This is a genomic window from Streptomyces sp. NPDC048600 (genome assembly GCF_055587025.1).
The window spans coordinates 276,118-301,635 of record NZ_JBVJGZ010000007.1; the positions used below are offsets into that span (position 1 = coordinate 276,118).

Annotated in this window: 21 protein-coding genes and 5 pseudogenes; 15 read left to right on the forward strand and 11 right to left on the reverse strand. The window is 67.3% G+C overall.

Going from position 1 to position 25,518, the window contains the following annotated elements; translation table 11 throughout:
* Window positions 1-267: 267 nt before the first annotated feature.
* The gene (locus ACZ6SQ_RS12745; RefSeq protein WP_469560128.1) at window positions 268-579 is read left to right on the forward strand and encodes a hypothetical protein; all 312 of its coding nucleotides are present in this window, start codon (window positions 268-270) and stop codon (window positions 577-579) included.
* A gap of 249 nt (window positions 580-828) precedes the next feature.
* Window positions 829-1,443, forward strand: a complete 615-nt coding sequence (locus ACZ6SQ_RS12750) for a hypothetical protein (RefSeq protein ID WP_469560131.1) — start codon at window positions 829-831, stop codon at window positions 1,441-1,443.
* A gap of 800 nt (window positions 1,444-2,243) precedes the next feature.
* Here the strand turns inward: ACZ6SQ_RS12750 and ACZ6SQ_RS12755 are convergent.
* Both ACZ6SQ_RS12755 and ACZ6SQ_RS12760 read right to left on the reverse strand, forming a co-directional pair.
* Complete coding sequence (locus tag ACZ6SQ_RS12755; RefSeq protein WP_469560132.1) at window positions 2,244-2,840, reverse strand: NADPH-dependent F420 reductase; 597 nt, start codon at window positions 2,838-2,840, stop codon at window positions 2,244-2,246.
* A gap of 41 nt (window positions 2,841-2,881) precedes the next feature.
* The gene (locus ACZ6SQ_RS12760; RefSeq protein WP_469560135.1) at window positions 2,882-3,700 is read right to left on the reverse strand and encodes a 3'(2'),5'-bisphosphate nucleotidase CysQ; all 819 of its coding nucleotides are present in this window, start codon (window positions 3,698-3,700) and stop codon (window positions 2,882-2,884) included.
* Window positions 3,701-3,838: 138 nt separating this feature from the next.
* On the opposite strand from ACZ6SQ_RS12760, the gene ACZ6SQ_RS12765 reads away from it, so the two are divergent.
* On the forward strand, window positions 3,839-4,744 hold the full coding sequence (locus ACZ6SQ_RS12765) for a LysR family transcriptional regulator (RefSeq protein ID WP_469560137.1): 906 nt from the start codon (window positions 3,839-3,841) through the stop codon (window positions 4,742-4,744).
* Between the two features lie 303 nt (window positions 4,745-5,047).
* On the opposite strand, the gene ACZ6SQ_RS12770 is transcribed toward ACZ6SQ_RS12765, so the two are convergent.
* Together ACZ6SQ_RS12770 and ACZ6SQ_RS12775 are read right to left on the reverse strand one after the other, a co-directional pair.
* Window positions 5,048-5,380, reverse strand: coding sequence for a GYD domain-containing protein (locus ACZ6SQ_RS12770; protein ID WP_469560261.1), 333 nt, complete (start codon window positions 5,378-5,380; stop codon window positions 5,048-5,050).
* 185 nt (window positions 5,381-5,565) lie between these two features.
* Window positions 5,566-5,802 (reverse strand): hypothetical protein, encoded by a 237-nt coding sequence (locus tag ACZ6SQ_RS12775; RefSeq protein WP_469560140.1) that lies wholly within the window; start codon window positions 5,800-5,802, stop codon window positions 5,566-5,568.
* Between ACZ6SQ_RS12775 and ACZ6SQ_RS12780 the strand changes: the two are divergent.
* Window positions 5,799-5,982 (forward strand): annotated as a pseudogene (locus ACZ6SQ_RS12780) (IS256 family transposase); the annotation flags it as partial. The gene ACZ6SQ_RS12775 and the pseudogene ACZ6SQ_RS12780 overlap by 4 nt on opposite strands.
* A gap of 36 nt (window positions 5,983-6,018) precedes the next feature.
* Here ACZ6SQ_RS12780 and ACZ6SQ_RS12785 read toward each other — a convergent pair.
* A complete protein-coding gene (locus ACZ6SQ_RS12785; protein ID WP_469560264.1) occupies window positions 6,019-7,251 on the reverse strand; it encodes a PP2C family protein-serine/threonine phosphatase in 1,233 nt (410 codons plus the stop codon).
* 117 nt (window positions 7,252-7,368) lie between these two features.
* Window positions 7,369-7,467 (reverse strand): annotated as a pseudogene (locus tag ACZ6SQ_RS12790) (WD40 repeat domain-containing protein); the annotation flags it as partial.
* 926 nt (window positions 7,468-8,393) lie between these two features.
* Here ACZ6SQ_RS12790 and ACZ6SQ_RS12795 point away from each other — a divergent pair.
* The 6 genes and pseudogenes from ACZ6SQ_RS12795 to ACZ6SQ_RS12820 all read left to right on the forward strand — a co-directional run.
* Entirely contained in the window at window positions 8,394-9,836 is a 1,443-nt protein-coding gene (locus tag ACZ6SQ_RS12795; protein WP_469560142.1) for a DUF8189 domain-containing protein, read from the forward strand.
* 12 nt (window positions 9,837-9,848) lie between these two features.
* The gene (locus ACZ6SQ_RS12800; RefSeq protein WP_469560145.1) at window positions 9,849-10,442 is read left to right on the forward strand and encodes a hypothetical protein; all 594 of its coding nucleotides are present in this window, start codon (window positions 9,849-9,851) and stop codon (window positions 10,440-10,442) included.
* Between the two features lie 366 nt (window positions 10,443-10,808).
* Window positions 10,809-11,636 (forward strand): hypothetical protein, encoded by an 828-nt coding sequence (locus ACZ6SQ_RS12805; RefSeq protein WP_469560148.1) that lies wholly within the window; start codon window positions 10,809-10,811, stop codon window positions 11,634-11,636.
* A gap of 631 nt (window positions 11,637-12,267) precedes the next feature.
* A complete protein-coding gene (locus ACZ6SQ_RS12810) occupies window positions 12,268-13,122 on the forward strand; it encodes a GNAT family N-acetyltransferase (RefSeq protein ID WP_469560150.1) in 855 nt (284 codons plus the stop codon).
* 505 nt (window positions 13,123-13,627) lie between these two features.
* Window positions 13,628-15,079, forward strand: coding sequence for a Dyp-type peroxidase (locus ACZ6SQ_RS12815; RefSeq protein WP_469560153.1), 1,452 nt, complete (start codon window positions 13,628-13,630; stop codon window positions 15,077-15,079).
* Between the two features lie 291 nt (window positions 15,080-15,370).
* Window positions 15,371-16,064, forward strand: a pseudogene (locus ACZ6SQ_RS12820) (ISL3 family transposase); the annotation flags it as partial.
* A 45-nt stretch (window positions 16,065-16,109) separates the two neighbouring features.
* Here ACZ6SQ_RS12820 and ACZ6SQ_RS12825 read toward each other — a convergent pair.
* A complete protein-coding gene (locus tag ACZ6SQ_RS12825) occupies window positions 16,110-16,535 on the reverse strand; it encodes a hypothetical protein (protein WP_469560156.1) in 426 nt (141 codons plus the stop codon).
* Between the two features lie 436 nt (window positions 16,536-16,971).
* Here ACZ6SQ_RS12825 and ACZ6SQ_RS12830 point away from each other — a divergent pair, with 436 nt between their 5' ends.
* From ACZ6SQ_RS12830 to ACZ6SQ_RS12845, 4 genes and pseudogenes are all read left to right on the forward strand, one after another.
* Window positions 16,972-17,301 (forward strand): hypothetical protein, encoded by a 330-nt coding sequence (locus ACZ6SQ_RS12830; protein ID WP_469560159.1) that lies wholly within the window; start codon window positions 16,972-16,974, stop codon window positions 17,299-17,301.
* Window positions 17,276-17,479 carry a helix-turn-helix domain-containing protein gene (locus ACZ6SQ_RS12835; protein ID WP_469560161.1) on the forward strand — a complete coding sequence of 68 codons (204 nt, stop codon included), beginning with the start codon at window positions 17,276-17,278 and terminating at the stop codon, window positions 17,477-17,479. Before ACZ6SQ_RS12830 ends, ACZ6SQ_RS12835 begins: the two co-directional genes overlap by 26 nt.
* A gap of 25 nt (window positions 17,480-17,504) precedes the next feature.
* A pseudogene (locus tag ACZ6SQ_RS12840) lies at window positions 17,505-17,627 on the forward strand (IS630 family transposase); the annotation flags it as partial.
* A gap of 6 nt (window positions 17,628-17,633) precedes the next feature.
* Entirely contained in the window at window positions 17,634-18,011 is a 378-nt protein-coding gene (locus ACZ6SQ_RS12845; RefSeq protein WP_469560163.1) for a hypothetical protein, read from the forward strand.
* Window positions 18,012-18,055: 44 nt separating this feature from the next.
* On the opposite strand, the gene ACZ6SQ_RS12850 is transcribed toward ACZ6SQ_RS12845, so the two are convergent.
* Window positions 18,056-20,338 (reverse strand): tetratricopeptide repeat protein, encoded by a 2,283-nt coding sequence (locus tag ACZ6SQ_RS12850; RefSeq protein WP_469560165.1) that lies wholly within the window; start codon window positions 20,336-20,338, stop codon window positions 18,056-18,058.
* A 509-nt stretch (window positions 20,339-20,847) separates the two neighbouring features.
* Window positions 20,848-21,258, reverse strand: coding sequence for a hypothetical protein (locus tag ACZ6SQ_RS12855; protein WP_469560167.1), 411 nt, complete (start codon window positions 21,256-21,258; stop codon window positions 20,848-20,850).
* A gap of 1,001 nt (window positions 21,259-22,259) precedes the next feature.
* On the opposite strand from ACZ6SQ_RS12855, the gene ACZ6SQ_RS12860 reads away from it, so the two are divergent.
* Window positions 22,260-23,417, forward strand: coding sequence for a hypothetical protein (locus tag ACZ6SQ_RS12860; RefSeq protein WP_469560170.1), 1,158 nt, complete (start codon window positions 22,260-22,262; stop codon window positions 23,415-23,417).
* A 73-nt stretch (window positions 23,418-23,490) separates the two neighbouring features.
* On the opposite strand, the pseudogene ACZ6SQ_RS12865 reads toward ACZ6SQ_RS12860, so the two are convergent.
* Window positions 23,491-24,295: pseudogene (locus ACZ6SQ_RS12865) on the reverse strand (transposase family protein).
* A 297-nt stretch (window positions 24,296-24,592) separates the two neighbouring features.
* Window positions 24,593-25,348, reverse strand: coding sequence for a calcium-binding protein (locus ACZ6SQ_RS12870; protein ID WP_469560173.1), 756 nt, complete (start codon window positions 25,346-25,348; stop codon window positions 24,593-24,595).
* Window positions 25,349-25,518: the final 170 nt, after the last annotated feature.

Here is a 25,518-nt window from a genome sequence, read left to right on the forward strand (position 1 = left end):
CTTGCGGGTTCGGAGGCCTGGGGGAGCCGGGCCTCCGGGGGATGTCCACGACTGTAAGAAACGGCTGTTGAGAGGCAGGTCGGCAAATGGGCAGCGGGAGACCAGCAGTTCGCCGATGTTCTGCCGCACCCTGATGCCCGTCTGCAGCCGTGAGGGCGAGAGCGGCGTTCTCCGACTGCCGGTGCCGCTTCCCGAGCCGGTCTCTCACTCGGGCCGTGCCGGAGTTCTCGCGGGACAGTCGCCTTGACGTTCTGCTGGCCCCCGGCCGTGGCACGTTGCGACGACGGCGGGGCCTTCGCGCCCGGCAAGGCCTACATCCAGAAGATCAAGGCCTACGACACCCGCTACAACTCACCAGCAGTCAACGCCACCAGACAGCAGCTCACGTCGAGGGGAACCACCGGATATCTGCAGGCGGCGGCGTTGTCCCCGCAGGGCGACCTGCGCCAGCTCAGGCTCGGCACCGACGGTGTGTCCGGGAAGCAGGCCTTCGTCACGACTTCTTCGAGGCCGGCGCCCGCCGCCTCACCGGGATCCAGGTCACCGACGACATCCACGGCTACCCGCTGCAGGATCTGACCTTCGCCCAGGACGACGCACGCAACGTCACCTCCGTCTTCGGCACCACCACCCTGTGCGGCACGGTCAAGCCCGACCACAGTCCGCGTCACCTCCGGATAACAGGCGTTGTTTTGGCTGGTCAGAGCGCTTACTCTCACAGGATCCGGATCTTGGACCCCGATGTCCGAACGGCCCGGTCCCGTACGAGAACGAGCGGAACGACAGCGAATGGCATGCAGTAGGACGACATGGCGTCGTGGGTGGGCGATGGCAGCGGTGCTGTGCGCGGCTGTGCCGTTGATGGCGGCCTGTACGGCTGCGACGGCGAGGTCGGCGGCGACGAAGACAGCCGAGGCCGAGACGAAGGCCACCGCATCCATACCGTCCTGCGGGGGCGGGGCTGTCCGGTGGATTTCGCTGCACCGGGACTGGCGGCTCACCGAAGTCTCGCCCGTCGTGAACGTCCGCAAGGACGACGGCTCGGTAACGTTCCACCTGGGCCTGGTGCGCAACATAGTGCCCCAGGTCAGCACGAGCGATGACCGTGTGTCAGAGCGTCAGGTTCTTGCCGCACTCGCCAGGCACCTCAAGTGGTGGGACGTCGAGCAACTGGCTGCGCCGGGTGAGGAGTCCGCCGATCGTCGGCGCCACCCCGTCAGGGCCGACTCCCTCGGACGCGCGGGGCGCTTTGTGGAGGCCGGGGGAGTCCAGGTCGTCGACGCGAGCTTCACCGTTACCTGCCCCGGCCGTGACGTCTACGGCAGTGTGACCACCTGGTTCGGCGACAGCGGCGCATCCCTGGCCTGCGACGTGGACCCCCATGCCGAAGAGCCCTGGATCCAGGAAGCCTACCGACTGGCGTGCGGCTCACTCAGGTCCTGACCGCTGGAAACCAACCCGTCAGCATCAGCCCGCCGGTGGCCGCCCTTCGGACACCAGCGGGCCCGCCTTCTCCAACCCCCGTAGATGTAGGAGCCAGTGTGAAGCCACAGCCGAACTTCGGTACCGCCTCCCTCGTCCTTTCCTCTTCGGATCCTTGCTCGCGGCCCTCTACGTCATCGACCTTGTGACGGGAGGCGAGGGCCCGAGGGGATTCATCGAGTCCGCCTGCGGCTTCTTGGGCGGAGCCTGGCTCGCTGGCCTGCTGCACATGCGAAAGTCAGGAACACGGCGTTCTTGACGCCTCGACACGGTCACCCACAGACCAGGCTTGTCTGCCGTTCGTTCTACGACCAGGCCTCAGACGCGGCCAGCCGTCGCTTCCCAGTTCGGTGTGCGGGCGAGAGCGGCTGGGCTGATGTCGTGCGCGACTGCGCACTGTGCCGTCTCCGCTGACGTGCAACAACCCGTGCTCGCGCAGCCGCAGTTGGGTAAGCCGCCGCCCTACACCGACGCACAGGAGAGGGGACTGATGATCCGGGCCGGACGCCGGGAGTACGTGCTGAACTCCGAAGAGCTCGCTGCTGCCCTCGGCATCACCCTCGGCACCTTCAGAAATAGACTGCCCACGGAGTCCCGCCCCTGGAACCCAGACGGCTTCCTGGTCCTCGGGCGTCAGCGGTGGGCCGACATCATCGAGGCTGCCGCCGCTTACATGGCCGGGATCCACGCCTGGCGGAACTTGCAAAACCATCCATGCCACGCGCTGTCTCCGGCTACCTCCAGCCAGTGCAGCTCGACAGTCAGCGGGCGATGGAGATCGCGAAAGGTGTGAATCCGGCGGACCGGATGACGTGCGGTACGAACAGGATCGCGGCCTCTGCGGCGCGGGCGGTCGAGATCCCGCCGAGGTCGGTGATCCATTCCTTCTGCCAGCCGAGGTCGATGAGTAGTTCGCGCACGGTCTGCTTGGCCTGCAGGTCCTCGCCGGAGAGGAACGCGGTCGGAGTCTGGGCGAGCGTGGCGGGCGAGGTCATCACGGGGAAGAGCATGGTGTTGAGTGTCTTGACGACGCGCGCTTCGGGGAGCGCTTCCTGGAGTTGTTCGGCGAGGCTCGAGCCGGGGTAGATCAGATCGGCGGGCAGTCCGTCCGGTCCGTCGGTAGTGGCGTTGGAGACGTCGACGAGGATCTTGTCCCGGAGTTCTTCGCGCAGAGCGGCGAGCCGGTCCAGCGAGCCGGCGCCCGGGGTGGCGTTGATGACGATCCGGGCAGTCCGGGCGGCGTCGGCGGCGGCGCCCGGCGTGCGGTCGGCCACGGTCACTTCGTGTCCTGCCCGGGCGAGGGCCGCGGCCAGGTTGCCGCCGACGCGGCCGTTTCCGAGAACTGCGATCGTGGTCATGATGATCTGGTCCTTCCGTGCATGCGGGTTGGGTTGCGCGGTCAACGCGAGAGCGTGGATACGGCCTCGGCATGGACGCCGGGCGCGGCAGCCAGGAAGCTCTGGCTCTGCGGGGTCCACGGGCGGCCCTCGGCGTCGGAGATCCGTCCGCCGGCCTCGGTGACGAGCAGCGCTCCGGGAAGCAGGTCCGCGCGGGCACCGGCGAACTGCCAGAAGGCGTCGATCCGGCCGGCGGCCACGTTCAGCAGGTGCAGGGTTGCGGGCACGGCGGCGCGCACGACGAGCGCGTCGAAGAGCATCGCGGTGATCGAGGAGCCGACGCGCCGCACGACCTTTTCGTCTTCGTCCGGCCGGGCCTGGCTGGTGGCCACGATGCTCAGGCCGAGGTCCGCGGTGTGGGATACATGCAGCGGCCGGCCGTCGAGCTGGGCACCCGCGCCGGTCAGCGCGGTGTAGGTCTCGCCGGTCAACGGCAGGTGGACTGCGGTGAGCACCGGCTGGTTCTCACGCACGAGGGTGGCGGTCACCGCCCACTCCGGCAGGGCGTGCAGGTGGTTGACGTTGCCTTCGGCCGGATCCACGACCCACCAGTCGCCGGGCGGCAGCGCCCCGCCGTCCAGTTCGTCCTCCACCCAGCCGGCGTCCGGGCGCAGACGCGTGAGGCGGGGGCGCAGGATATCGAGGGCCACGTCGTCGTTGACGGCGAGCGCGCGCATCAGCTCTTCGCGGGTCTGGTGGCGGACGACCTCGCCGAAACGCTCGCGCAGCGCCGAACCCGCCTCACGCACGGCGATCGCGGTATGCGCGAGCAGGTCTGCGTCGGAGACGGCGACGTCAGTGGTCTGGAGCGTTTCGGACATGGTGGCATTCCCGTCTGAGGAGGGGGCTGAGGCCGGTCGATGGCCCAACTGCGCGTTGCTTCCTGCGCTTTCGCCTCAACGGTATGCAGCCCCGCGATTAACTTCAAATGCATGTCAGGCACCACTAGGATTACTCGCATGCAATTGGATTTGAACCTGCTCGCCGCCCTCGACGCGCTGCTGGAGGAGGGCAGCGTGGCCGGGGCGGCGGCGCGCCTGCATGTCACCGCCCCCGCGATGAGCCGGAGTCTGGGCCGGATTCGGCGCACGACCGGGGATCAGATCCTGGTGCGCACCGGCCGCACGATGACCCCGACGCCGTATGCGATCGCCGTCCGGGAACAGGTGCATGAGCTGCTGCACCAGGTCCAGGGGGTGCTGGCACCGAGCCGTGAACTGGATCTGGCGACGTTGGAGCGCACGTTCACACTCCGCTGGCACGATTCCCTGGTCGCCTTGAGCGGCCCCGCGCTGCTCGCGGCCGTACGCGGACAGGCGCCGGGCGTGCGACTGCGCTTCGTCGCGGAATCGAGCATCGACACCCCCGAGTTGCGGCGCGGCGAGGTCGACCTGGAGGCGAACGCCAACCGCCCGGGCGCACCGGACATCCGTGCCGAGAACGTCGGCGAGACCCGCCTCGTCATCGTCGTGAGGCAGGGGCACCCCCTCACCCGCGTCAGGACCGTCACCGCGAAGCGTTACGCCGCCGCTGAGCATGTCACCGTCTCGAGACGTGGAAACCTCAGCAATGCCGTCGATGACGCCCTCGCGCGGCTCGGCCTCTCCCGTCGCGTGGTGGCGACAGCGCCCACGGAAGCGGCTGCGCTGGAGTTCGCGCGCGGCTCCGACATCCTGATCAGCGTCCCCGAGGCCACCACGCGGTCAGCGGTCGCCGACCTGGGCCTGGTGGTGCTCCCCCTCCCGCTCGAACTGCCGTCGGCGCCGATATACCTGTCCTGGCATCAGCGCTACGACACCGACCACGCCCACGCCTGGCTGCGCGGGCTGGCGCGAACCGCGCTGGCCAGGTGCGGAGCGTCATAGTCGGCGCCGTCCGGCCGCTTCACCCGTAGTCCACGGCATCGCAAGGTCTTCCGCCTTCTTCTGAGCGAGTGGCCACCTACCGCGAGCGGGGAGACGACCGAGGATCCGCGATCTGACGGTTCGTGTGTGCTGAGGGGAGAAGCGCCAGACCGATGTCGTCGTTGGCGACGAAGCCTTCGTTCCCGGCGGGCGGAGGCTTGGTCCGCCCGAGCCGGAGGCCGCGGCGCCCCCGCTGTTGGAACCGACCGGCTGCGCGTGATCACCTTGCGACGGTCGCTGGAATCCGCCGGGCCCCGACCGGCTTCACTCCTGGCTGCCGGGAGCCCGGTACTGTACGTGCCCTGCTTTGCGGAGGGCAGCGATGGTTTCGTCGATGGTGAGGAGAACGGTCGTCTCGAACGAGCTGAGTGCGCCGCCTCCGCTGATCGCCAGGGCGACCGCGGCCATGGAGACGTTGTCGGGGGCCTCCCACAGGTTGTAGCCGTCGCGAGTGCCGAACGCATACCAGAAGCCATGGAGCTTGCCGCCGACGGACTCGATGTACGACCGGGCTGCCTTTGCGCGGTCCTCGGGGTGGTCGATGAGTTTCGACCAGGTCTCCGGCGTATAGCTGAACCTTGACAGGTAGAGCGGCATCATGTGTCCCTTTCGTCCCATCAAGAGATGCCACGGTGGAGGGATACGCCCCCGATACCACTCGCGTTTCCCCCGAACGGCCTGGGCGGCGTCCGGCATGACCTCTGCCGGTGTCGGCCGGCTTGGGTGGGTTCCAGAAGCTGGTGCTGACTGGTGATCCATGCGATGTGCAGCGCTGGCGATGGTCATCCGGGGGTCATCCCGATCGACTTGACCATGCCCAGGTCCCGGCACCGCTCACCGGTGTTCAGGAGAACGGTGTTGAAGACACCGAGCGACGCGACGAGCGTCAGCAGCACCATGAACACCGTCGAGAAGGTGATGACGGTGGCGGTGCCCGCGTTGCCGGAGTCCAGAACGGTCGCGTGCAGGCCCGGATCGAGCGCCGCGACCGCCTCGGCGTAGCCGCGCGTCGGCGCCAAGGACGAGCCGCACCGTGTATCCGGTGTCGGCGAAGGCACTGGTCGAATCGATCAAACTCACGGCTTCGCAAAGCCACCCGCAACGCCAAAGCGCGCGACGCGAACCATGTCGCCGCACACTGTATAGAGGCCCTGAACCAGTTCTCACTGTTCTTCGAGGACCGGCTCAGCATCCAATGAGACCAGGCGACTTGCACGAAAGCGCTGACGCGCCCGTCAAAGGCGCATGACGATGAGGGCGGTGTCGTCGGTGAGGCCCGCTGCGGGGATCAGGTGGGCCAGGAGGATGTCGGCGAGGGTGTCGGGGTCGGTGGCGTGGTGACGTGCGAGGGTGTTGGCGAGCCGGGCGAGGCCTGCGTCGATGTCTTCGTGGCGGCGCTCGATGAGGCCGTCGGTGTAGAGGACCAGCACACAGCCGTCGGTGAAGGAGGTGACGCCTTGGGGGCGGGGGACGGGTTCGGGACGGGCGCCGAGCGGCGGGTCGGTGGCCTGGTCGAGGAAGGTGACGGTGCCGTCGAGGTGGCACAGCGCGGGCGGCGGGTGGCCGGCGCTGCTGTAGGTGAGCGTGCGGGCGTTCCAGTCGATGAAGACGGAGGCCGCGGTGGTGGACTCGGCTCCGTCGAGGGATCGTGCGTACTGGCCAAGGACCTCGAGGGCCTGGGCGGGGCCGCTGGCTACGTGGGAGGTGGCCGACAGGGCGCTGCGGAGCTGGCCCATGACGCCGGCCGCGCGGAGTCCGTGGCCGACGACGTCGCCGACGGCGACGGCTGTGCGGCCGGTCCTGGGTATGTCCACGAGGTCGTACCAGTCGCCGCAGACGTTCAGCGCGCCGATGGCGGGGCGGTAGCGGACGGCGGCGCGGTGGTGCCCGAGGGGGCTGGGCGCGGGAAGCATTGCCTGCTGGAGGTGGAGGGCGACTTCGCGTTCGCGAGCGTGTGCCTGGCGTAGGCGTTCGTTGACCTCCTGGAGTTCGCGGGCGCGTGTGTAGAGCTCGGCCTCGAGAACCCGGGCACGGTCACCGATCCCGCTGGCGTCGCGGGCCTTGATGAGTTCGGTGACTTCCTCCACGCGGTGCAGCAGCAGGGCCACGGTGCCGTCCGGGGCGAGGACGGGGACATTGACAGGGCTCCAGTAGCGTTCCTGCCAGACGCCAGGACGCTCGGGGTCTTCTACGTCGTAGCGTTGCAGGGCCATGGTGTCGCGTTCTCCCGTGGTGGCCACGCGCCGCAGCGAGGCGTAGAGGTTACGCATGCCGTTGGCGTCGGGGTCGTCCGGGTTGTCGGGGAAGACGTCGAACAGGAAGCGGCCGATGAGCTGATCGCGGGGCCGCCCGGACAGGGAGAGATACGCCTCGTTGACGTCCGCATACACCAGCTCGGGCGTCAGGAGCGCGATGCCGGCAGGCAGGGCGCGGAAGACAGCCTGGTAGTCGATGACGGGTTCGTGCACGGTGCCACCTGCCGCATGCCAGTCGAGTGTGTTCCCACGATGCCAGTCCGGCGGGGATCCGGCCTGCGTGCTTCTCGTCAGGGTGCGGCTCCTGCCGGTGGTCAGGTCCCATAGCTGCAGGGTCGTGTCGTACCCGCCGCTGGTCAGTGTGCGACCATCGGGGCTGAAGGCGATCGCCAATACCTCGCCGTTGTGTCCGCTAAGGGTGGTGCGCATCCTGCCGGTCGCGACGTCCCACAGGTCTCGGAGATGTGATCGCTTCGTTCCCGCGTCCTAAGGATCACCAAGTACGGACAGAGCCGCATCTCCGCGGGAGCGAAGTGAGGGATCACATCTGTCGCATGTCCTCGCCGCGCTGCACTCATATGGCCCAACGACGAGCTAGTAGGGCATGGTCAGGGCGTCCAGGGGGCGGGCGGACAGTCGCACGGGCCGGTCGCAGGGCGCGGCGCAGTGCTCGCGGCATGACGACTCCTCAGACCAGGGTTGGGGGTGCGGGGTGGCGGGGCCGAAGCCATGGGGAGTCGATGCCCAGCTGTGGGGAGCGTCGGACCCGGCATCCGGGACGCAGGCGACATCCGGAGCAACTGGTGTTCGAGGGCGTCCAGTGCGTACTGCACATCGGGATCGTCTGGGTACATCTGCCGCAGGGACTTGGCTTCGGTTCCCGAATGGACTTCGGGCCGGGTCCGGTCCCGGATACACGGAGTCCTGCTCGCCCAGATCCGCAGCGGCGACGCCCTGGGCTTCTCTCGGGCGGCGGTCGACGGCTCCCACGTTCGGGCGTGGGAGGAGGCTCCAAGACCGGACGAAGCTCCGTCGGCCGGGGCGGATCGGGCGGCAGGCACCACCTGATCGCCGACGCCGTCGGCGTCCCGCTTGCCGGCACCCTGGTCGACGGCAACCGCAACGACGTGACTCGGCTGATCCCGCTCCTCAAGGCCGTGCCGCCGGTGCGGGGCAAAGCGCGGTCGGTCGCGGCGCCGCCCGGACGTGGCCCTGGCCGACCGCGGCTGCGATCACGACGTGTCCGGCCACTCCATCGGTCTTCTACGGCTCAGGCTGGGCCAGGCACCCCCGCTGTACCTTGCCGGGGCAGGGATGCGGAAAGTCTGCGCCGGGGGCAGGCTGGAATTACCCCCTTGTCTCTGCCCGAACCTGTTGAGACGTTGAGCCGAGAGGCGATTGATCATACAAATCTCAACAAGGCTCAGTGGAGGGATCGTGCCTCCGAAATGTCTCGGGCGCAATCGGTGATTTCTGGAGCGGGGCCACAGGACCATCGCGGTAGGAGCACCGACGGATACCCGGAGGATGCCATGGCTTGGAATGCTGATTTCTTCCCGCTTCCTGGCGGAGCTGTGTTCGATCGCGACAGACAGGACGTGACCGTGGTGTCCCGGTTCCCGGGGCAGCTGGACGTTTTCGTGATCGGTTTCGACAATCGGGTGTGGACGACGTTCTGGAATGAGCACTCGGGCTGGAACGGGGACTTCTTCCCGCTGCCCGGCGGCGCGGTGTTCGACCGGGAGCACCAACGGGTCGCCGTGGTGTCCCGGTTCCCGGGGCAGCTGGACGTTTTCGTGATCGGTTTCGACAATCGGGTGTGGACGACGTTCTGGAATGAGCACTCGGGCTGGAACGGGGACTTCTTCCCGCTGCCGGGCGGGGCGGTGTTCGATCACGAGAAGCAGGAGCTTGCGGTGGTGTCCCGGTTCCCGGGGCAGCTGGATGTCTTCGTGATCGGTTTCGACAATCGGGTGTGGACGACGTTCTGGAATGAGCAGACGGGCTGGAACGCCGACTTCTTCCCGCTGCCCGGCGGCGCGGTGTTCGACCATCAGAAGCAGCAGGCGATCGCCGTCTCCCGGTTCGCCGGGCAGCTGGATGTCTTCGTGATCGGTTTCGACAATCGGGTGTGGACGACGTTCTGGAATGAGCACTCGGGCTGGAACGGGGACTTCTTCCCGCTGCCCGGCGGCGCGGTGTTCGATCGCGAGCGGCAACGGGTCGACGCGGTGTCCCGGTTCCCGGGGCAGCTCGACGTGTTCGTGATCGGATTCGACAACCGCGTGTGGACTACGTTCTGGAACGAGTCGCTGCCCGAGCCCACGGTCCGCCTCAACTTCGTGATGGAGAGTCAGACCCAGACCAACTGGTGCTGGGCCGCCACGTCCGTGAGCATCGCACGCTACTACGACGCCCGCAGCACTTGGACGCAGTGCGCCGTGGCCAGCGGCGAGCTCGCGCGCGACGACTGCTGCGGCTCGGGCGCATCCGGCCCATGCAACGTGCCCCACGTGCTCGACGCGCCATTGAGCCGGGTGGGACACTTCGACACCATGACCGGCGGAACCGTGACCCGCGAACAGCTGCACGGTGAGATCCGGGCGGGCCAGCCGGTGTGCGCCCGCACCGCCTGGAATGCGGGCGGCGCCCACTTCGTCGCCATCACCGGCTTCGCTCCCGGCGACCTGATCGAGGTCGACGATCCGGTCTCCGGCGTCTCCGACGTCGACTACGACGTGTTCACCACCGCGTACCTCGGCTCCGGCTCCTGGACGCACACCTACTTCACCAAGTGAATGGGGGTCGACATGCCTCTCCAACACTCCGAACCGCCCGCTGAGGCCACCGAGGCCGTGAGCGGCAAGCTGCGCGCCGTCGGTCCCCATGCCGGGGCGAACCTGTCCGCCCTGGGCGGGGCCGCGGACCCCACCGACCTGACTCCCACCGATCCGCACGAGGTCTACGTCCTGGACCTGCCGGACGTCCTCGGGGCCGACCCGATGGCCGCCGCCCGGCTCACCGGCTGGCGCTACCTGCTGAGCGACCAGGAACAGGTCGTCTCCTCGGCCATGACGGTGCTCACCGACACCGGCGAACACCGCTTCGCCCTCTTCAACCGCGGCCCGTACGTCACCGGCACCGTCACCGCGCTGCGCACCGCCGCCGACCTCCCCGAGGTGGCCGGCCAGGACATGCGGGTCCGCCTCCTGACGGTCCCCGCGCTCAATCTGACCGCCATCTGGTTGCACGGCGAGGAGGCCGACCTCCTGATCCCGATAGCCCCCGTCCCCACGGGCCTGACCTCGGGTCAGCCCTACCCGGCGACCACCGTGCTGGCCGCTCTCCGGGAACCCGCCCGGGCCTTGAGCGCCATCACCTCGGCTGACGAGACCGGCGCTTGACCAGAGTGTGTCACCTACCGGGATTTTCAAGGTGGCGCCGACAGGGTGAGGGGCGGGCGCTGATCTCGCGCAGGCTGTCGAGGAAGCCGCCGTGCAGGTGTGCTTCTCGCACAACAGGGACAGGTCGGGCCTGCGGTGGAGGGCGGTTGCGGCGCGGCTGCGGTTGTAGGTTATGGCCTCGCCCGGGGTGACTTCCGGGACCGGTCGGGACGAGCGCCGACGAGCCCGGGCCCGTATGCCCTTTGGAGAGCTCAGCCGCACTGCATCCGCCTCGACCTCACCGTCCCGTCCTGACCGCGCCGTCCGGCCGGCCGCAGATGGTCCTGTGTGTCTGGGTGCCTGGGCTGCTCGACTACGATGATCGGGATGACTGATCTGTGGGAGCAGGATCTGACGGCAGCGTTCTCGGTGCTGCTCGGCAAGCCGGTGGATGGCTTCGACCCCGGAGCCGAGTACGGCCTGTACTACGTCAACAGCGCTGTCTACGACCAGTGGGTGTGGGGAACGCTCGATGACGCCGACTCGCTGCGGCGGACGTGGGGGCCGGACGGCGACGGCGGCCGGCCCGCGCTGCTGCAGATCTGTCTCGCCCTCGACTGGAGCCTGGACCTCGCCCGCTCCGTCTTCGAGTTCGACTTCGCCGCGGAATCGGCCCTCTCGCGGGCGTTCGGCGCACGGCCCGGCTCCAACCTGGTGGCCGAGGCATGCCGCACGGTCACCGGCGATGAACTGGCCACCGTGCTCACCGGGCACGGCCTGGGGCCGGCCGACATCGTGTCCGGTCTCGAGGACGGCACGTTCACCGTCGGCGTGTCCTTCCGCGTCGTCACCGACGGCACCCTCCGGGACGCGCTGCTGACCGCGATCCGCGGGAAGCACGGCCCCGACCGGCTGCGGCCCGGCCCTGACGAAGCAGCGGCCCTGGCACTGGCACCGGGCCTCTTCGACGGCGAGCGGGAACTGTCGGCTGAGGCGGCGGCAGAGCGGGACCGCCTCCTTGCCCGGGTCCGCGATCCCCGGCTTCGTGCGCACATCTGGTCCCCGTACCTGGACCGGCCGTGGGACCGCCCCGGCATCTCTTCCGCAGGACCCGACCTGCCCGGCACCACCCGCGTCGCAGCCTGGGACCTGGCCTACTTCGGCGAAATCCGACTCGCCGTCACGCGGACGGAAGGGACGCCCGCAGGACAGTGACCCGGTGTCGTTCTCCGGGACGGGCTTGGTGAAGCCGACGTCGGGATGCCGTGTGGGTTTCGCAGGCATCTTGGCCGGACCCCGCCAAGGACCGGAGCACACTGACACGGCGGACAGCGCCAGCGCCTATTACAGAGCGTCACTGATCAGTGTGGGTGCTCGTGTCTCGATCTGCGCCCGGTCTTCCCAGGGCCCGACGACGACGCTGACGCACCTGTCGTCGGGACGGCCGGTCTCGTGCCGGGTTCGAGTTTCCGTCTGCGGGGCGTGGGGCTGGGCGGGGGCGGCGGTCCGGGAGAACTTCAGGAGTTCGCGTGCTGTGGCCCTCGGGCTGGTGGAGCAGCAGTGCGCCGCCCTCACCGCCGACCGTGCGCTGTTCGGCGCGGTCCGTGTGTTCGGTGGCGGGGGCGGTGTGGCAGTGCGTGCCGGGCGCTGGGGTCCTCGAGAGTTGTCATGGGGTGTCGGTGTCGGTGCGCGTCCGGGGCCGGGTGGTGGACCACGGCGGCACCTCGATGCCAGCCGGGCTGTGAGCTGCTGTGCCGGGCGCGCACGGCAGGGCCGCAAGCGCCGATGCGTCCATGTCTCTGCCGTTGTTGGACACGGGAGCGGAATGCTGTGCAGGGTCGTCAGTGTGACTCCTGTACGTGTCCTCATCCTGCGCCCCTACGCCGGGGCCGGCCGGACAGCAGTGCTGAATCTGATCAATGCCGACCGTATGGCCGGCCAGCCTGCCGCAACCCCGGCGATGCTCGAGGACGCTCTCGAGGGCCGTTCCACCACGGACGCGCACTGGTGGTCCGACCTCGAGGGTCCCGTCACGTGTGTGGCCGTCGACCCGTCGGATACCGTCCTCGGCGTCGTTTCCTGCGCGGCGCGGCCCAAGGACAGCCACGGCGTGATCCTGTGGCTGCACTGCCGTGAGAACGGGACGACCGCCCGAGCCCTGATCGACCACGCCGTACAGGAGCCCGGCCCCCGCTCCCTCGACGCCTTCGGCTTCGCCACCGCCCTGACCCTCGGCCTGGAAGCCCTCCCGGCACGCCACCGCCCGGCCACCCGCCAGGCCCTTGCGGCGGCCGGATTCAGCGGGGAGGCCCTGTGGCGCTACATGCACCGTGCCCTTCCCGCCCACGACCTTCCCCGCCTCGACCACCACGCCACCCGAACGCTCACCCCCACCACCCGGCATCTGCAGGTCACCGACCACGACGAGATGGCCGCCGAAGCCACCATCGACAGCCCTGTCCACGGTGTCGGAGTACTGCGGTGGATCGGCGTGGAACCCGTCGCACGCGGCCGGGGAATCGGCCGGGCCCTGCTGGGAACCGCCCTGGACACGCTGCACCGGATGGGCGCGGCAGAGGTGATCCTGTACGTGGACGACGACGCTCCGCCCGGAGACGAGCGGGACCGCACCGCAGCCGACGCTCTCTACGAATCCGCGGACTTCCGGGAAGTCGACAGGCTGTATTCCTTCACCCGGTGAAGATCCCCCTGCCGTCAGGCGGACTCCGCGGAGTCCGAGACGGACCGCGGCCGGGCCACCGGGCACCGGGACGCGCGGACGACTTTTCGGGGCGCTGTGAGCGCTGCCGGTGTTCCCCCGGGTGGCTGTGGTGGTCGTCAGTGTTGGGTGGTGGCCGGTGATGGGGCGTGGTGCATGCACACCAGGTCGTCTCGGTCGTCCCATGACTCGGCGACGGTGAAGCCGTACCGCTGGTACAGGGCGATGGCGCCGGTGGAAGGTCACCGCCCAGCGGCCCAGTCACCGGCATCACCGATATGGGCGGCCACCGTCCGCAGGAAAGTGGATAGTCGGCCTGGAGCGAGAGGTAAGGATCTCCCCGCTGGTCCGATTCAGGCGCCGCCTTTGAGCGCCTCCGGTCCATCGAGCACCGCACGGTGCGGCTGTTCGACTCCACAATCGGCACCGCCGGCGCGGTGCCTTCCGCCGTATCCGATCAGCAGGCCGTCCAGGGAAAGGAGTCAGCATGGTCACCAGCCCAGCAAGACCCACGCTCACGGCAGAGGTGGAGCGATTGCCCACGCCGCCGCTGCGCACGTCCACGGAGATCCAGGGCAATATCCTGGCCGCGTTTCACAAGGACTACATGACGTTCCGCTACCTGCGGTTCCCGGACGCGGCCCGCGCACGCGGTTGGCTCTCGGTGATGCTGAACACCGTCTCGGTGACCGCCGAAGTGGAGGGCTTCAACGAGGCGTTCTCCCTCTCCCGCCGCGCCTACGGCCACGACCCTGACAAAGGTGCGACCTGGGTGGGGCTGTCCCTCACCTATCAGGGGCTGATGGAGGTCTCGGTCCAGGCCGAGCAGGTCGAGAAGGATCTGTACGCCTTCGAGGCGCTGCGGGCGGGCGCCGACGGGCGGGCCACGATCGTGGGCGACGACCCGGCTCAGTGGGTGTTCGGTTCCGGTGAGAACACCGTGCACGCGGTCGTGGTGGTTGCCGCGGACACCAAGGAAGACCTGGACAACAAGCTGCAGAAAATCGCCGCGGCGGACAATGCCCACGGCATGATCCTGGTGGGCCAGGACAACGGCGAGACCCTGCCGGGCGAGCTTCGAGGACATGAGCACTTCGGTTTCAAAGACGGCGTCTCCCAGCCCGGAGTCGGTCAGTTCCATCGCGAGGACCCCCGGAAACCCGGATTTCGCGAGAATCGGCTGGGGGCCGAACTCATCGCGCCCGGCGAGTTCGTCTTCGGATACCCGTGCGAGGAGGGCAGCAATAACCGCACCGGGCCGACGTGGATGAAGGACGGCTCGTTCCAGGTGGTGCGCCGTCTCCACCAGGACGTGGCGAGCTGGCGCGCGGCCATTGCGGAGGCGGCGAAGAATTTCACTCCCGCGCTGGATTTCGACGGGCTCGCCGCCTGCGTGGTCGGCCGGAATCCAGACGGTACGCCGCTTGCCAGGCCGTCCGATCCGGTGGCCGGTATCGGGAGCGATCTCAACGACTTCGACTACCGGAACGACCCGCGCGGCCAGGACACACCCTGCGCTTCACACACGCGCAAGACCAACCCACGTCATGCCGACCCGACCATCCACACGCGCAGCCACCGCATGCTGCGCCGCGGCATCCCGTACGGCCCGCCCCTCGCACCGGGTCAGCCCGATGACGGGCAGGAGCGCGGCCTGCTGTTCGTTTGCTACGGCACATCGCTCGAGGAACAGTTCGAGCATGTTCAGGCACGATGGGCCAACGCCGCGGACTTCACGCCCGGGGAGCCCGGGGCACCCACCGGCAGAGACAACGTCTGCGGTTCCGGAGGCGAGGCACGGTTCGAACTGGGCGAGACCGGCCCCCAGGGCACCGTGGACATGCGCGGCTTCCTCAAGACCATGGGCATGGTGTACGCCTTTACTCCGTCCATGTCCACACTGCGGCTGCTCGCCGAGGGCGCACCACTACCCCGATAGACCACCCTGCCCTCGCCTCGCAAGCCACGAGGAGTTCCTCGCTTCGTCGGCCCCAGCTGAATCGGACAGCCGGGGCCGAAGGACCCCTCCGCGTCAGAAAATGCCCAGCTCAGAGCCTTGTGCAACACCCTTTACGACCTCGTGCGCGGTTAGCCGTGGATCGTCGAGGGTTGCTGTGCTGGCAGTGATTCCTAATGTCGTTTGTCAAGCGGCGAGGGCGGGACTGTAAAGAGAACGGCCCTGTCTCACATTCGGTGGTGACGGAGGGTGGTCAGGGTCGTTGGCCTTCACGTGAAGGATGTCAACGAGCTTGTGCAGACAGTGTTTTCGGGCCTTTCGCCACTGGTCGTCGAGGACGTGGCTGACGAGGGTGAGCGGATCATGGTGCGGGCACGAACTCCGCAGGACACCGCGGCCTGCCCGGTGTGCGGGGCGGCGTCGGGACGCGTGCACGGCCATCACTGGCGGACCGTCGCGGATGTGCCGGTCGACGGGCGTCGAGTGGTGGTCCGTGTGCGGGTGCGGCGTCTGGTGTGTCCCACCCGCGGCTGCCGCCACACCTTCCGCGAACAGGTGCCTGGAGTGCTGGACCGGTACCAGCGGTGTACGACTCGCCTGACCAGGCAGGTCAAGGCCGTGGTGAAGAGTCAGCGGGCCGAGCCGGGGCGCGTTTGCTGGCGATACTCGCGGTGGGCTTGTCGCGTCACACGGCCCTGCGCGCCCTGCTGCAGATCCCGCTGCCCATCGAGCGGCTGTCCCGGGTGATCGGCGTCGATGATTTTGCGCTGCGTCGGCGCCACCGGTACGCCATCGTGATCATCGACGCCGAGACCCACGAGCGGATCGACATGTTGCCTGCCGCACGGCCGACACCCTGGAAGCCTGGCTGCGCGAGCATCCGGGCATCGAAGTCGTATGCCGTGACGGCTCGGCGACCTACGCCGAGGCCATCCGGTGCGCTCTGCCCGACGCGGTCCACGTCACCGCTGCGGCGAACGTTCGTCGGTGAGGAGGACGCGACCAGCCGCGCTTACGCGTAGCCGTAGCCGGTTTCGACGTCCTCCGGCGTCCCGCCAGCGCCGTTCTGGTGCCAAACCTTAACCGTCACCCGGTTGCCCTCTGGAATGTTGACTCCGACTCCGCCCGTCACGCAGGTGCCGGCGCCGCCCGTGGCCTCCAAGTAGGAGGTCGCGATGCTGCCGTTGCCGTTGGTATAGGTGACGGACATCTTGGCACGGTCGCCGTCGGCGTATTTGTCGCACACCTTCCAGTCGTCTCCGTCGGAAATGAAGGTTGCTCTTGCGGCCTCGTATGCGCAGGCCACATTTGTGCACACGTATGAAGAGACGGTGACGTCCGTTCCAGCGAGGGAGGGCGTGGCTGTCAGGACTACGGCCGCAGCGGCGGCGGTGCCGACCGTAGCCACATTCCTGAGAATTGATACAAGATTTCCCACAATGCGTCCTTACGTTCCAAGGGGCCAGATCGATCATGATCGTAAGACATCTATGTGAGGATGGGAAGTGCATCAAAGGTGACCGCTTCATGAGGTATAACTAGGTAGAACTACGACTTTTCCCGCTCGTCCGAATTTGGGTTTGTTCAGGATGTCGGTGGGTCTCAAAAGCGGGCGAACGTGACCCTGTGGATCACGCGAACCTGGTGCCGACCGGGTCGCCTCGGGCAGGGCGGTTTGGCAGACGACCTCCATCGAGATCGAGCGGGCCCGCAGGGACATCTACAACATCTCCGGTTTCCTCGACGATGCGGATGCCGATCGGACTGCAGGAGTCGTCAGCTCGACGTTCGGCCAGGACGGCAGGATCCTCTCGCCCAGGACCAATGTCCGTTATTGATCAGAAACAGTTTGGATTCTGGGGCGCTGGTCGGGTGTGAGCGATCTGGTGGGGGACGCGCGGCATCTGTCGCCGTCGGCGCAGGAGGCCCTTCGGTTGAGGGCGGTGGCCGCGTTGGTGGCGTGGCGGGACCGTGAGGACGTGGCGGTGGTCTGCGTGGTGTCGCTGAAGGCGGTCGACATCTGGTGGGCGAAGTGGCGGGCCGGCGGTCGGGAGGCGCTGGTCATGCGCCGGCGGGGTAAGCCGGTCGGGGTGCACCAGGTGCTCGGGGAGGCCGAACAGGCCGCCGTGCGGCAGGCGGTCCTCGATCACCGGCCCTGTGACGGGCTTGACAGGGCGGGTGTGGGCGCGGCGACTGATCGGTGACCTGATCGCGAAGCTGTACCGGGTAAGGCTGACCGAACCGGGGGTCGGCACGTACCTGCGACGCTGGGGGCTGTCCTTCCAGCGCCCCGACAGGCGGCCGTCGAGCAGGACTCCGAGGCCGTCCGGCGCCAGCACCAGGAGACCTGGCCCAAGATCCGCGCGAGGCGAAGGCCGCTGAGATCCTCTTCGCCGGCCAGGTCGGCATCCGCTCCGACCAGGTCACCGGCCGCGCCTGGGGAGAGAAGGGCAGGACTCCCGTCGTGCGGCGGAGCGGGAACCGGATCTCGGTCAACGCGATGTCCGCGATCAGCACCAGGGGCCGGAGGCACTTCATGGTCTTCACCGAGAGCTTCACCGCCGCGGTGATGTGCTGCCTGGACCGGCTGGCCGGGCCACTTCGACCGCAAGGTCCACCTCGTCGTCGACGGGCACTCGGCTCACCGGTCCAAGAAGGTCCGCGACTGGCTCGCCGCCCACCGCGACGACGTCGAGTTCCACGTCCTTCCCCCGTACTCAACCCCGACGAACTCGTCAACGCCGACCTCAAACACAGCCTGCCCAAGCAGCACCGAGCCCGCGACCAGTCCGAACTCGCTGCGGAGACCCGCCGCTTCTTCCGCAGACGACAGCGCCAACCGCACATCGTCCGCGGCTACTTCGGCGGCCCGCACGTCCACTACGTCCTCGACGAGAACCCCATGAGTGTCTGATCAAATTGCCGCTTCTCGAAGTCCTGCCGTGTGGCGCGAGTGCCTCACCGTGGCGGCAATGCCTCCCACCATTTGGACAGCGAGCCGTCGGGTTCCAATCCGTATCGCTTGACATTCTCAGCTTCGTGGGGGCGGTGCCCTTCGAGCAGCGAGGCAATCTCGTCGGTAATCCGGAAATATCGCTCTCTTTCTGCGCCTTTCCGGTACCAAAATATGGCCTCCTCTGTTCGTCCCAATTTCCCTAGAAGTTTGGCCATTTCGTACATCGCGGAATGGTCGCCGCATTCTGCAGCCTGCTGATACCAGGCCAGTGCTTTGGTGATGATCCCCGCCTTCTCTAGCCTCGAGGCGAGTTCTTTGGCAGCGACAGGATCACCCCCCTCGGCGCGGTCCCGTATCCAGGTAGCAGCCTCATCGGCGCGACCCGACTTTTCCAGGAGCTCCACTGCCACTCCTAGTGTCGTAAATCCTGCAAAGATATCTCCCTCAGGGTCATACTCTTTCATTCTTTGCTGAAGGGAGTGTGTCCCCTCAGGGCTCTGGAGGTATGTAATGGCGCGTTCAATCCAGAGTTCGCAGTTCTTGGCCACACCAGAAATGGAGCCATGGGCCAGGAAACACATGGCGAATGGATTGCCGTCTTCCGCGCATTTCTTAAGCCAGGCGAGCAGCTCGTCCTCCTTGCCGGCCTCCTCCAGAATCTCGACGAGTGTGGTCATGGTCATGGGATCCCCTGCTTCGGCACGCTGCCACAACCAGGCGGGCATATCCCCCGACCGGCCCACCTCCTGGAGCATCTTGGCCGCCTCAACGGTTGCGAGGCAGGACATGCCGCGATTCCACGGTCGGAGTCCAGAAGCCGTCGCGACGCGTTGGTACCAAGAGAGGGCTTCGTCGATTCGGCCGTGCTCCTTCAATATTTTGACCGCTTTGAAACCTGCGTCCACTGTGCTTTCCGGGTGGCCGCTGTCGGCAGCGTGCTTGTACCATGTGAGCGCTTCGTCAATGCGGCCAGCTTCCTGCAGCAGTTCGGCTGCGGCGTAGCTCGCTTGAGCCGCTGCTTCGAAGTGCCCCTTTTCGGCGGCGGACTGAATCCAACTGCGGATCTCGGTGGTTCGGTCGGCTTTAATGAGTATTTCTATGGCGGTGTGGGTGGCGTCGAGGTTTCCTGATTCAGTGGCAGTGCGCAGCCAGGAGAGAATCGAATCCATCTCTTGTGTCTCACGGAGTCGCGCTACGAAAGCAGCCAATACGAATCTGTTGCCGTTTGTCGCGACACTTATCCGATATGCGGTGTCGTCTACTTCTGATTCTTGGGGGTATCCGGCGTAAGTCAGCCTGTCCTGAACCCAGCACAACAAGCCGGGGTTACTCATTTCCGGCACGTGAGAATATAGTTCGCAGGCGCGCCGGAACCATGCCGATGCTTCCTCTGCGCGGCCTGCCTCTACCAGGATGTGCGCCACTTTGAGATAGGCGGTGGATCTACTGGTGCCAGCTGCGGCGGCTGCGGTCCAGAGTTGCAGCGCCGTTCTCTTCAATCCACGGTGGTCGGCAGACTCGGCGAGCAGCGGTAGGTCGGTGCGGGTGGCGTGTTCGGTGAGGGCCGACCACAGGGAAGCGGGGGCTGTGGTGATGCTACGCGCGGTACGGCCGTAGTCCTCGAGATAGTCGGCCAGCAGGTAGTGGGGGTGGTGGGCCGAGGCTGGGTCCGTCCCGCTGGGGCGGACAGGAGTGAGCGCGCCGCGGGTGCCGTGCAAGGGTGCGGCGACATAGGCGAGGGCGCGTTCCAACCAGTCGTCGCTGAGCAGGTCGTATTGGTGGTCGGTGAGGTAGCCGTTCGCGGCGGCCTCGAGGAGGGCGAGGGGCAGCGCTGGGCTGTGTCCGAGACGCCGTGCGTCCATGGCTGCCTCAATCAATGCTTTCGCGCCTGGAGGGCCGGTCCGGTAGCGGTTGATCAGGGCGGGTGCGCCGGCGAGGTACTGGGTGATGTGTCCGTGCTCTGCGTGCTCGGCGGCGTAGGCCAAACGAGGGTCGCTGTATGCCGCCGTCCGCAGCGACCGTAGGTCGGCTTCGCCGAAGCGGTCGGGCACGACGAGGGCTGTGCCCGTGCCGGTGAGTAGGGCACGAGCGTGGGGGTGGTGGTCCGCCTCCGTGTCCCTGGGCGGGGTCGTGAGAGCGGCCCAGTGTTCGGGCCAGGTCGTTCCGAGCACGAGCACGGGAGCCCGGTCAGGATCGTGCATAAGGGAGTGCAGTCCTGAGGCGACGCGCTCACCCAGCGCCTTCGTCGCTGTCAGCAGATAGTGCTGGATCTCGTTGAGCCACACGACCGTACAGGGGCGGACATGTGCCAGGTCACGCAGAGCGGCTTCTGGTCGGCCGGGGGCGAAGGGGTGCCATAGCCGCCACCCAGCCGGAAGGCCCTGCACGGCTTCCCAACAAGCCCGAGTCTTGCCGGATGAGGATTCCCCTACCAGCACCGTCAATTGGCTCACACCCGCAACAGCGCGTTGCACGAGATCATGCAGCCGGGCGTCGTGCGCGCGTGTGATGTAGGGAGGCAAGAGCGGCAGTCCCAGCCAGCCTCCCTCGGAGGGACCGAGATCGATCACCCGGTGTACCTCGAGAGAGTGGGGATCGGCGAATTGGCTGATCGGCCGTCCGGGAGCCGCTGATGACGAAGTACTGACCGAACGGCCCGGTCCGCCGGACGTCGACTCGTTGTAGGTCACGTGGCTGACATGACCTATAGAGAGGCTGTGGTTGTCGGCCCAGGCGGTTAGGCCTCCGCGTGGCAAGGAGTTGGGATCTCGAGGGCTGTCAGAGGCCGGTCCGTTCAGCCCTGGGACGGATCCGGCCCCGGAGGGGGGCCGATGTGAGCACCTCCATGAAGCACTCCCGTGGCGAGCGAGCCGCGGTCGGCTCGGAGAGTCATGTTCCCGCCCACGGCCAGTCCGCCTGCCCCGGACGATGTTCCCCCAGTGGACTGGGAGTACCCGCCGAGCAGGGCGCGGAGCCGGTCAGCGGCCCGCTCACGCATATCTTGGTCCAGGCCTTCCAGCAGTATCTCGAAGCGGGTCTGCCAGGCTGCCTCCTGGCGGTCGCGCACCCGCTGCAGCTCCTCGAGGTCGGCCGCCGCCAGAACGGCCACGGTCTGGTCGAGCCGCCCCAATTCCTCGTGCTCGCGCTGAGCATCTCCGCAGCCGAACCAGCCGAACCAGCCGGCCACCCGCTGCCGGAAATCCACCCACACATCCGTGCCCGCCGCTTGCACCACTGCGGTCCCACCCGCTGCGGCCAGCGCTGTTAATGTTTCCCCGAGCATGTCCGCCCCATTTCGATGCCCCCGCCCAAAACGGTACTGCTACACCTAGTATGCGCGCAGCGACTCCGCCGCAACCGTGCGGCGAGACAGCCAGCAAGTGCCAGCCTGAGCACCAAGCCCCTGACGCTCGTAGCAGCGTCGCAGCCCGCACGGCCGGGGTGAGAACGTGCAAACGCGCGGGCTGCGTACTGAACCGCTGGCGTGCGAGCATCTTCCTTCCGCGAGCTGACGGATGGGGGCGTTAGCCTGCCGGTGTGCGCCGAACAGAGTGTTGCCCGGCTGCGTTTTCTCTCGCACCTTGGCCCGGCGGCCGTGTGTGTCGGGGCCGGGGTGCAGGCGGTAGACGGCCCACACGCTGGCGTGGGTCGACCACACCAGATGCCCGGCCATGTGACGGATCGGCACCCTCACCGCACACCACCCTTACTGCGCTCGGACTGCGCGAGCAGCCGCTGCACACCGGACGCCGGACCCCGCGCCGGTGCAGCGCCCGCCGGAGCCGGACGGCGGACCGGCGCGGCGGCAGTCATCCGTGGGCGCAAGTCTTGCGCGGACCGCTCCGGCATCCGCCGAACTGCAGGGGCCGGCGCGGCAAGCGAGGCCCGGCGCGGTGTGGGGGAGTGCGTTGGCGGGGGAGTACTCGTCGGGGTGAGGGTGTCCTCGATGGTGAAGCCGGCGAGTCGAGGTCGTGGGCTGCGGTCGTGGGCGGGGTCGTCGCCAATGCGCCCGCCGGCGGGCTGGCGGGCGATCGTTGCGGCAGGTCAGCATTTCAGGTGTTCTCTGGGCGCAGGATTGCTCTGGAAGTCGGACTGCGGGCGCCCTGGCGGGGCACCGTAGCCCAACTGACGGTTTGTCCACCTCCGTCGAGTGCATTTGGTACGTCATGCGCCAGGACCCTGGGGGTGGTGGCTGACAATCGGGACATGGCAGATGACGTGCCGCTCCATACTAAACGGTCAGAATTTGGCCCGTGGGAGCTACGAGAGGGAATCCGGGCTCGCGCAAGTGAACTAGAGGTGTTGCTGGACGAGAGGGTCGCGAGGCACCCCGGAAATCAAAGAGTCGAACTTCTGACGCGCCAGGCCATGCTGGAGCTTCGAAAGGCCCGAGAGGCGGTTTCCTCTCGAGGGCATCCCAGGTGGTACAAAATGGGGGCGCATGTCACCGTTGGCCAGATTCACCTAGACACCGCACATAATCTCCTGCTTCGGCTGTCAGAGCCCGAAGAGGTAATTCCGATGATGCCCGGTGTTCTCGCTTTCGTGCGAGATCACCTTCCGGCGGGTGACCCCCGAAGAGTGCAGATCGAGCTAATCAATAAAAGGATTTCCGCGACCAACACCCTCACGGCCGCCGATCTTGAAACCGTCCTTGATGCGGTCGGTGTCGCACGCAAGGAGAGCATCCGCGAGGCGTTGCGTATCCGAAGCTTCGTCTACATCGTTGTGTGGGTGACTTTCGCCCTTGTCCTGGGGGCCGCGCTCGTAGCCCTGCTGGGAGGAGTAGCATACGATGTCCTGCCTCTTTGCTTTACTCCGCCGCAGGGTACCGTTCGGGCTGGGTATGAAGTTGTCTGCCCGGTGAGAATGACTAGCGACTGGACCTTCAATTCAGATATCAATCGTGCCCTATCGGTGACGGCCACGCCGGTAGACTATCTCGTCGTCGAGGTCGCCGGCCTTGTCGCTGCAGGTATTTCTGCAGTTACATCGATCCATAAGATGAGAGGGGCGACGACACCGTACAATATCCCGGTGGTACTCGCCGCTCTGAAACTACCGACCGGGGCGCTTACGGCTGTCCTTGGTCTTCTTCTCATGCGCGGAGGATTTATCCCCGGGCTTTCTGCTCTGGATTCATCTGCACAGATCATCGCTTGGGCAATCGTGTTTGGTTATGCTCAACAGCTCTTCACCAGACTCGTCGACAGCCAGGCGCAGGCGCTGATTAGTTCCTTCGGCCCGACCCCTGCTGAGGCGATCGCACCACCCCCTCCCCCTCCACCCCCTCCACCGAGCCCTCCATCAAGCGACTTTGGCCCGGCGGCGCAAAGACGAAGGTCGCGGTGGCGTACGGGGTGAAGACGGACATGCGGCGGCAGCGGCCCCCGCCAGGCTCAGAAGCCCCACGACTACGGCATCCACTGAGCCTCTTTCATCCTGTGTTTGTGCAGATCAGGAGGGTGTGGATGGCCTGGACAACGGTGCCGATGCGGCGTGTGGAGCATCTGGCTCGTCTTAGCAGCCGCCAGGACTTCAACTGAGCGAAGGCGCGTTCCCCCGGGCTCTCAGCCGGGCATGGTCGCGATTGAACTGCTGGTACTGCGGGGGCTGTTCGCGGTGGTGGTAGTACGGGGTGCGGAAGGTGGCGCCGGCACCTTGGTAGGCACGGTCCGCGAGGACAAGGATCTGCCGGGTGAGGCAGGCCTGGACGATGCCATGGGCACCGGCTGCCGTCAGGTCGTGCGTGCGGCCCGGCGTCGCACGGGAGAACCAGAGCGGTGTGCCGTCGGAACGGGCGATGACCTGCACGTTCATACCGTGCTTGCGGTGCTTCATCGAGTAGTACGGCTCGTCCGCGCGGACTCGGTCGGTGGGGATCAGGGTGCCGTCAACGATGACGTGATCGCCTTCACCGAGGCCTGTGAGGGCCTTGTGAGGCCGGGGGCCCAGGACACCAGAACGTCCAAGGTCTCGTCCACGTGCCGCCAGGCCGTGGCCTGGGGTATCCCGAAACCTGCTCCAAGCGGGGAAAACGTCTCGTTCTTGCGGAGGTGGACGAGGGTGAGCAACGCTTGTTTGAAGCAACCGAGCTTGCGCCAGCGGGTGTTGCGGGCCAGGCGATGCTCATGCAGCAGCCAGGCAACATGCTCGACGAGGTCGTGCGGGACGTCGAGCATGACAGGATACGGAACCAACAGGGCCCCTTCGGTCGCCGGTGTGCTGAGTGGAATCACCACGCCAACGACGAGGGGCCCTGGCTCGTCACCACACCCGCTGAACTGCACATTTCACCCTCCCGCACAGGATGAAAGAGGTTCACTTACCTGACCCGCGAGGCCGCCCGGCAAGACATCACTCGCTACATCGAATTCTGAAACAATCGCAAACGCCTCCACTCGGCGGTGGGCTACCGCCCTCCGTGCGAAGTCCATGCCGAGTACGAGAAGTTGCGAATCGCTGCGTGATCGCGATCCACAGTTGTCAGCGCTTCTCCGCCCGCCTCCTGCGCGAGCGCGGTCACTTCCAGGTTCGGGTTACCGTACATCGACGTAGTCGCCGGGGGCGTTGGCGGGGCCGGTGGTGGTGTTGCCGGGGTAGCTGTAGCGCCAGTAGCCGTCACGCGTGGCGGTGACGGTGGTCTTGAGGTAACCGGTGGGGCCGGCGGTGACGGTCCTGACGGTGGTGTAGGTGCCGGTGGGTGTGCGGAACTGCAGGCGTACGGGCTGGCCGGCGTAGCGGTGGTAGGCGGAGTCGTCCCAGCTGACGCGGCTGAGGGCGCCGGTGACCGTGATCGGCTTGCCCTTGGTCACGGGTTCGGGGGCGGCGTTGGCGGTCAGTTTCGCGCTGCGGAGCACGCTGACGGATGCCGCTGTCTTGCGGTGGTAGTCGCCGTCGTTGGCCTTTGCGTTGACGTGGAGGCGCCAGGTTCCGGCGTCGGCGTTCTGCAGCCAGGCTTCGCCCATGACGAATCCGAAGGTGCACCGTGTGGTGGTGCCGTCAACCGCCGTGCATGCCGGGTCTGTTGGCGCTGCCAGGCCGGCGGTCGGTGCGGTGCTGGGGCCCCGGTACAGCCAGGCGTCGATGTAGTCGATGCCGTCGGGGTCACTGGCCGTGACGGACACGGGGAAGGACGCCTGTGCGGCAGTGCCGAACACGAGAGCCTTGCCGCCGTTGACGGACGCGGCAAGGATCTGGGTGTCGCCCAGGCGGGTCTCCGCGGTGGCCGTCGGTGCGCTCAGGCACAGGATCGTGAGTGAGGCGACGACTGTCGCGGCGGCACGCTTGTCCATGTGTCAATCCCCCTGGTGGAACGCCGGTCCCTGAGTTGAGGGAACCGAAGCTGTGGATGATGTTAGTCGGCTTGCGGAGGTACTTCGGCGTGAGGGGTGCCTCGACTTGTGGGAGCAGGCGCGGCCGACGCGGACCTATCCGCGGGGGAGGGGCGGCTGGCGCGATGGTT

What these genes read in the sequence shown, in the direction of transcription:
- ACZ6SQ_RS12750 (WP_469560131.1), top strand. Translation starts at nt 829, where the DNA reads ATGGCAGCGGTGCTGTGCGCGGCTGTGCCGTTGATGGCGGCCTGTACG.
- ACZ6SQ_RS12755 (WP_469560132.1), bottom strand. Translation starts at nt 2,840, where the DNA reads ATGACCACGATCGCAGTTCTCGGAAACGGCCGCGTCGGCGGCAACCTG.
- ACZ6SQ_RS12760 (WP_469560135.1), bottom strand. Translation starts at nt 3,700, where the DNA reads ATGTCCGAAACGCTCCAGACCACTGACGTCGCCGTCTCCGACGCAGAC.
- ACZ6SQ_RS12765 (WP_469560137.1), top strand. Translation starts at nt 3,839, where the DNA reads ATGCAATTGGATTTGAACCTGCTCGCCGCCCTCGACGCGCTGCTGGAG.
- ACZ6SQ_RS12770 (WP_469560261.1), bottom strand. Translation starts at nt 5,380, where the DNA reads ATGCCGCTCTACCTGTCAAGGTTCAGCTATACGCCGGAGACCTGGTCG.
- ACZ6SQ_RS12800 (WP_469560145.1), top strand. Translation starts at nt 9,849, where the DNA reads ATGCCTCTCCAACACTCCGAACCGCCCGCTGAGGCCACCGAGGCCGTG.
- ACZ6SQ_RS12805 (WP_469560148.1), top strand. Translation starts at nt 10,809, where the DNA reads ATGACTGATCTGTGGGAGCAGGATCTGACGGCAGCGTTCTCGGTGCTG.
- ACZ6SQ_RS12815 (WP_469560153.1), top strand. Translation starts at nt 13,628, where the DNA reads ATGGTCACCAGCCCAGCAAGACCCACGCTCACGGCAGAGGTGGAGCGA.
- ACZ6SQ_RS12845 (WP_469560163.1), top strand. Translation starts at nt 17,634, where the DNA reads ATGGTCTTCACCGAGAGCTTCACCGCCGCGGTGATGTGCTGCCTGGAC.
- ACZ6SQ_RS12860 (WP_469560170.1), top strand. Translation starts at nt 22,260, where the DNA reads ATGGCAGATGACGTGCCGCTCCATACTAAACGGTCAGAATTTGGCCCG.
- ACZ6SQ_RS12870 (WP_469560173.1), bottom strand. Translation starts at nt 25,348, where the DNA reads ATGGACAAGCGTGCCGCCGCGACAGTCGTCGCCTCACTCACGATCCTG.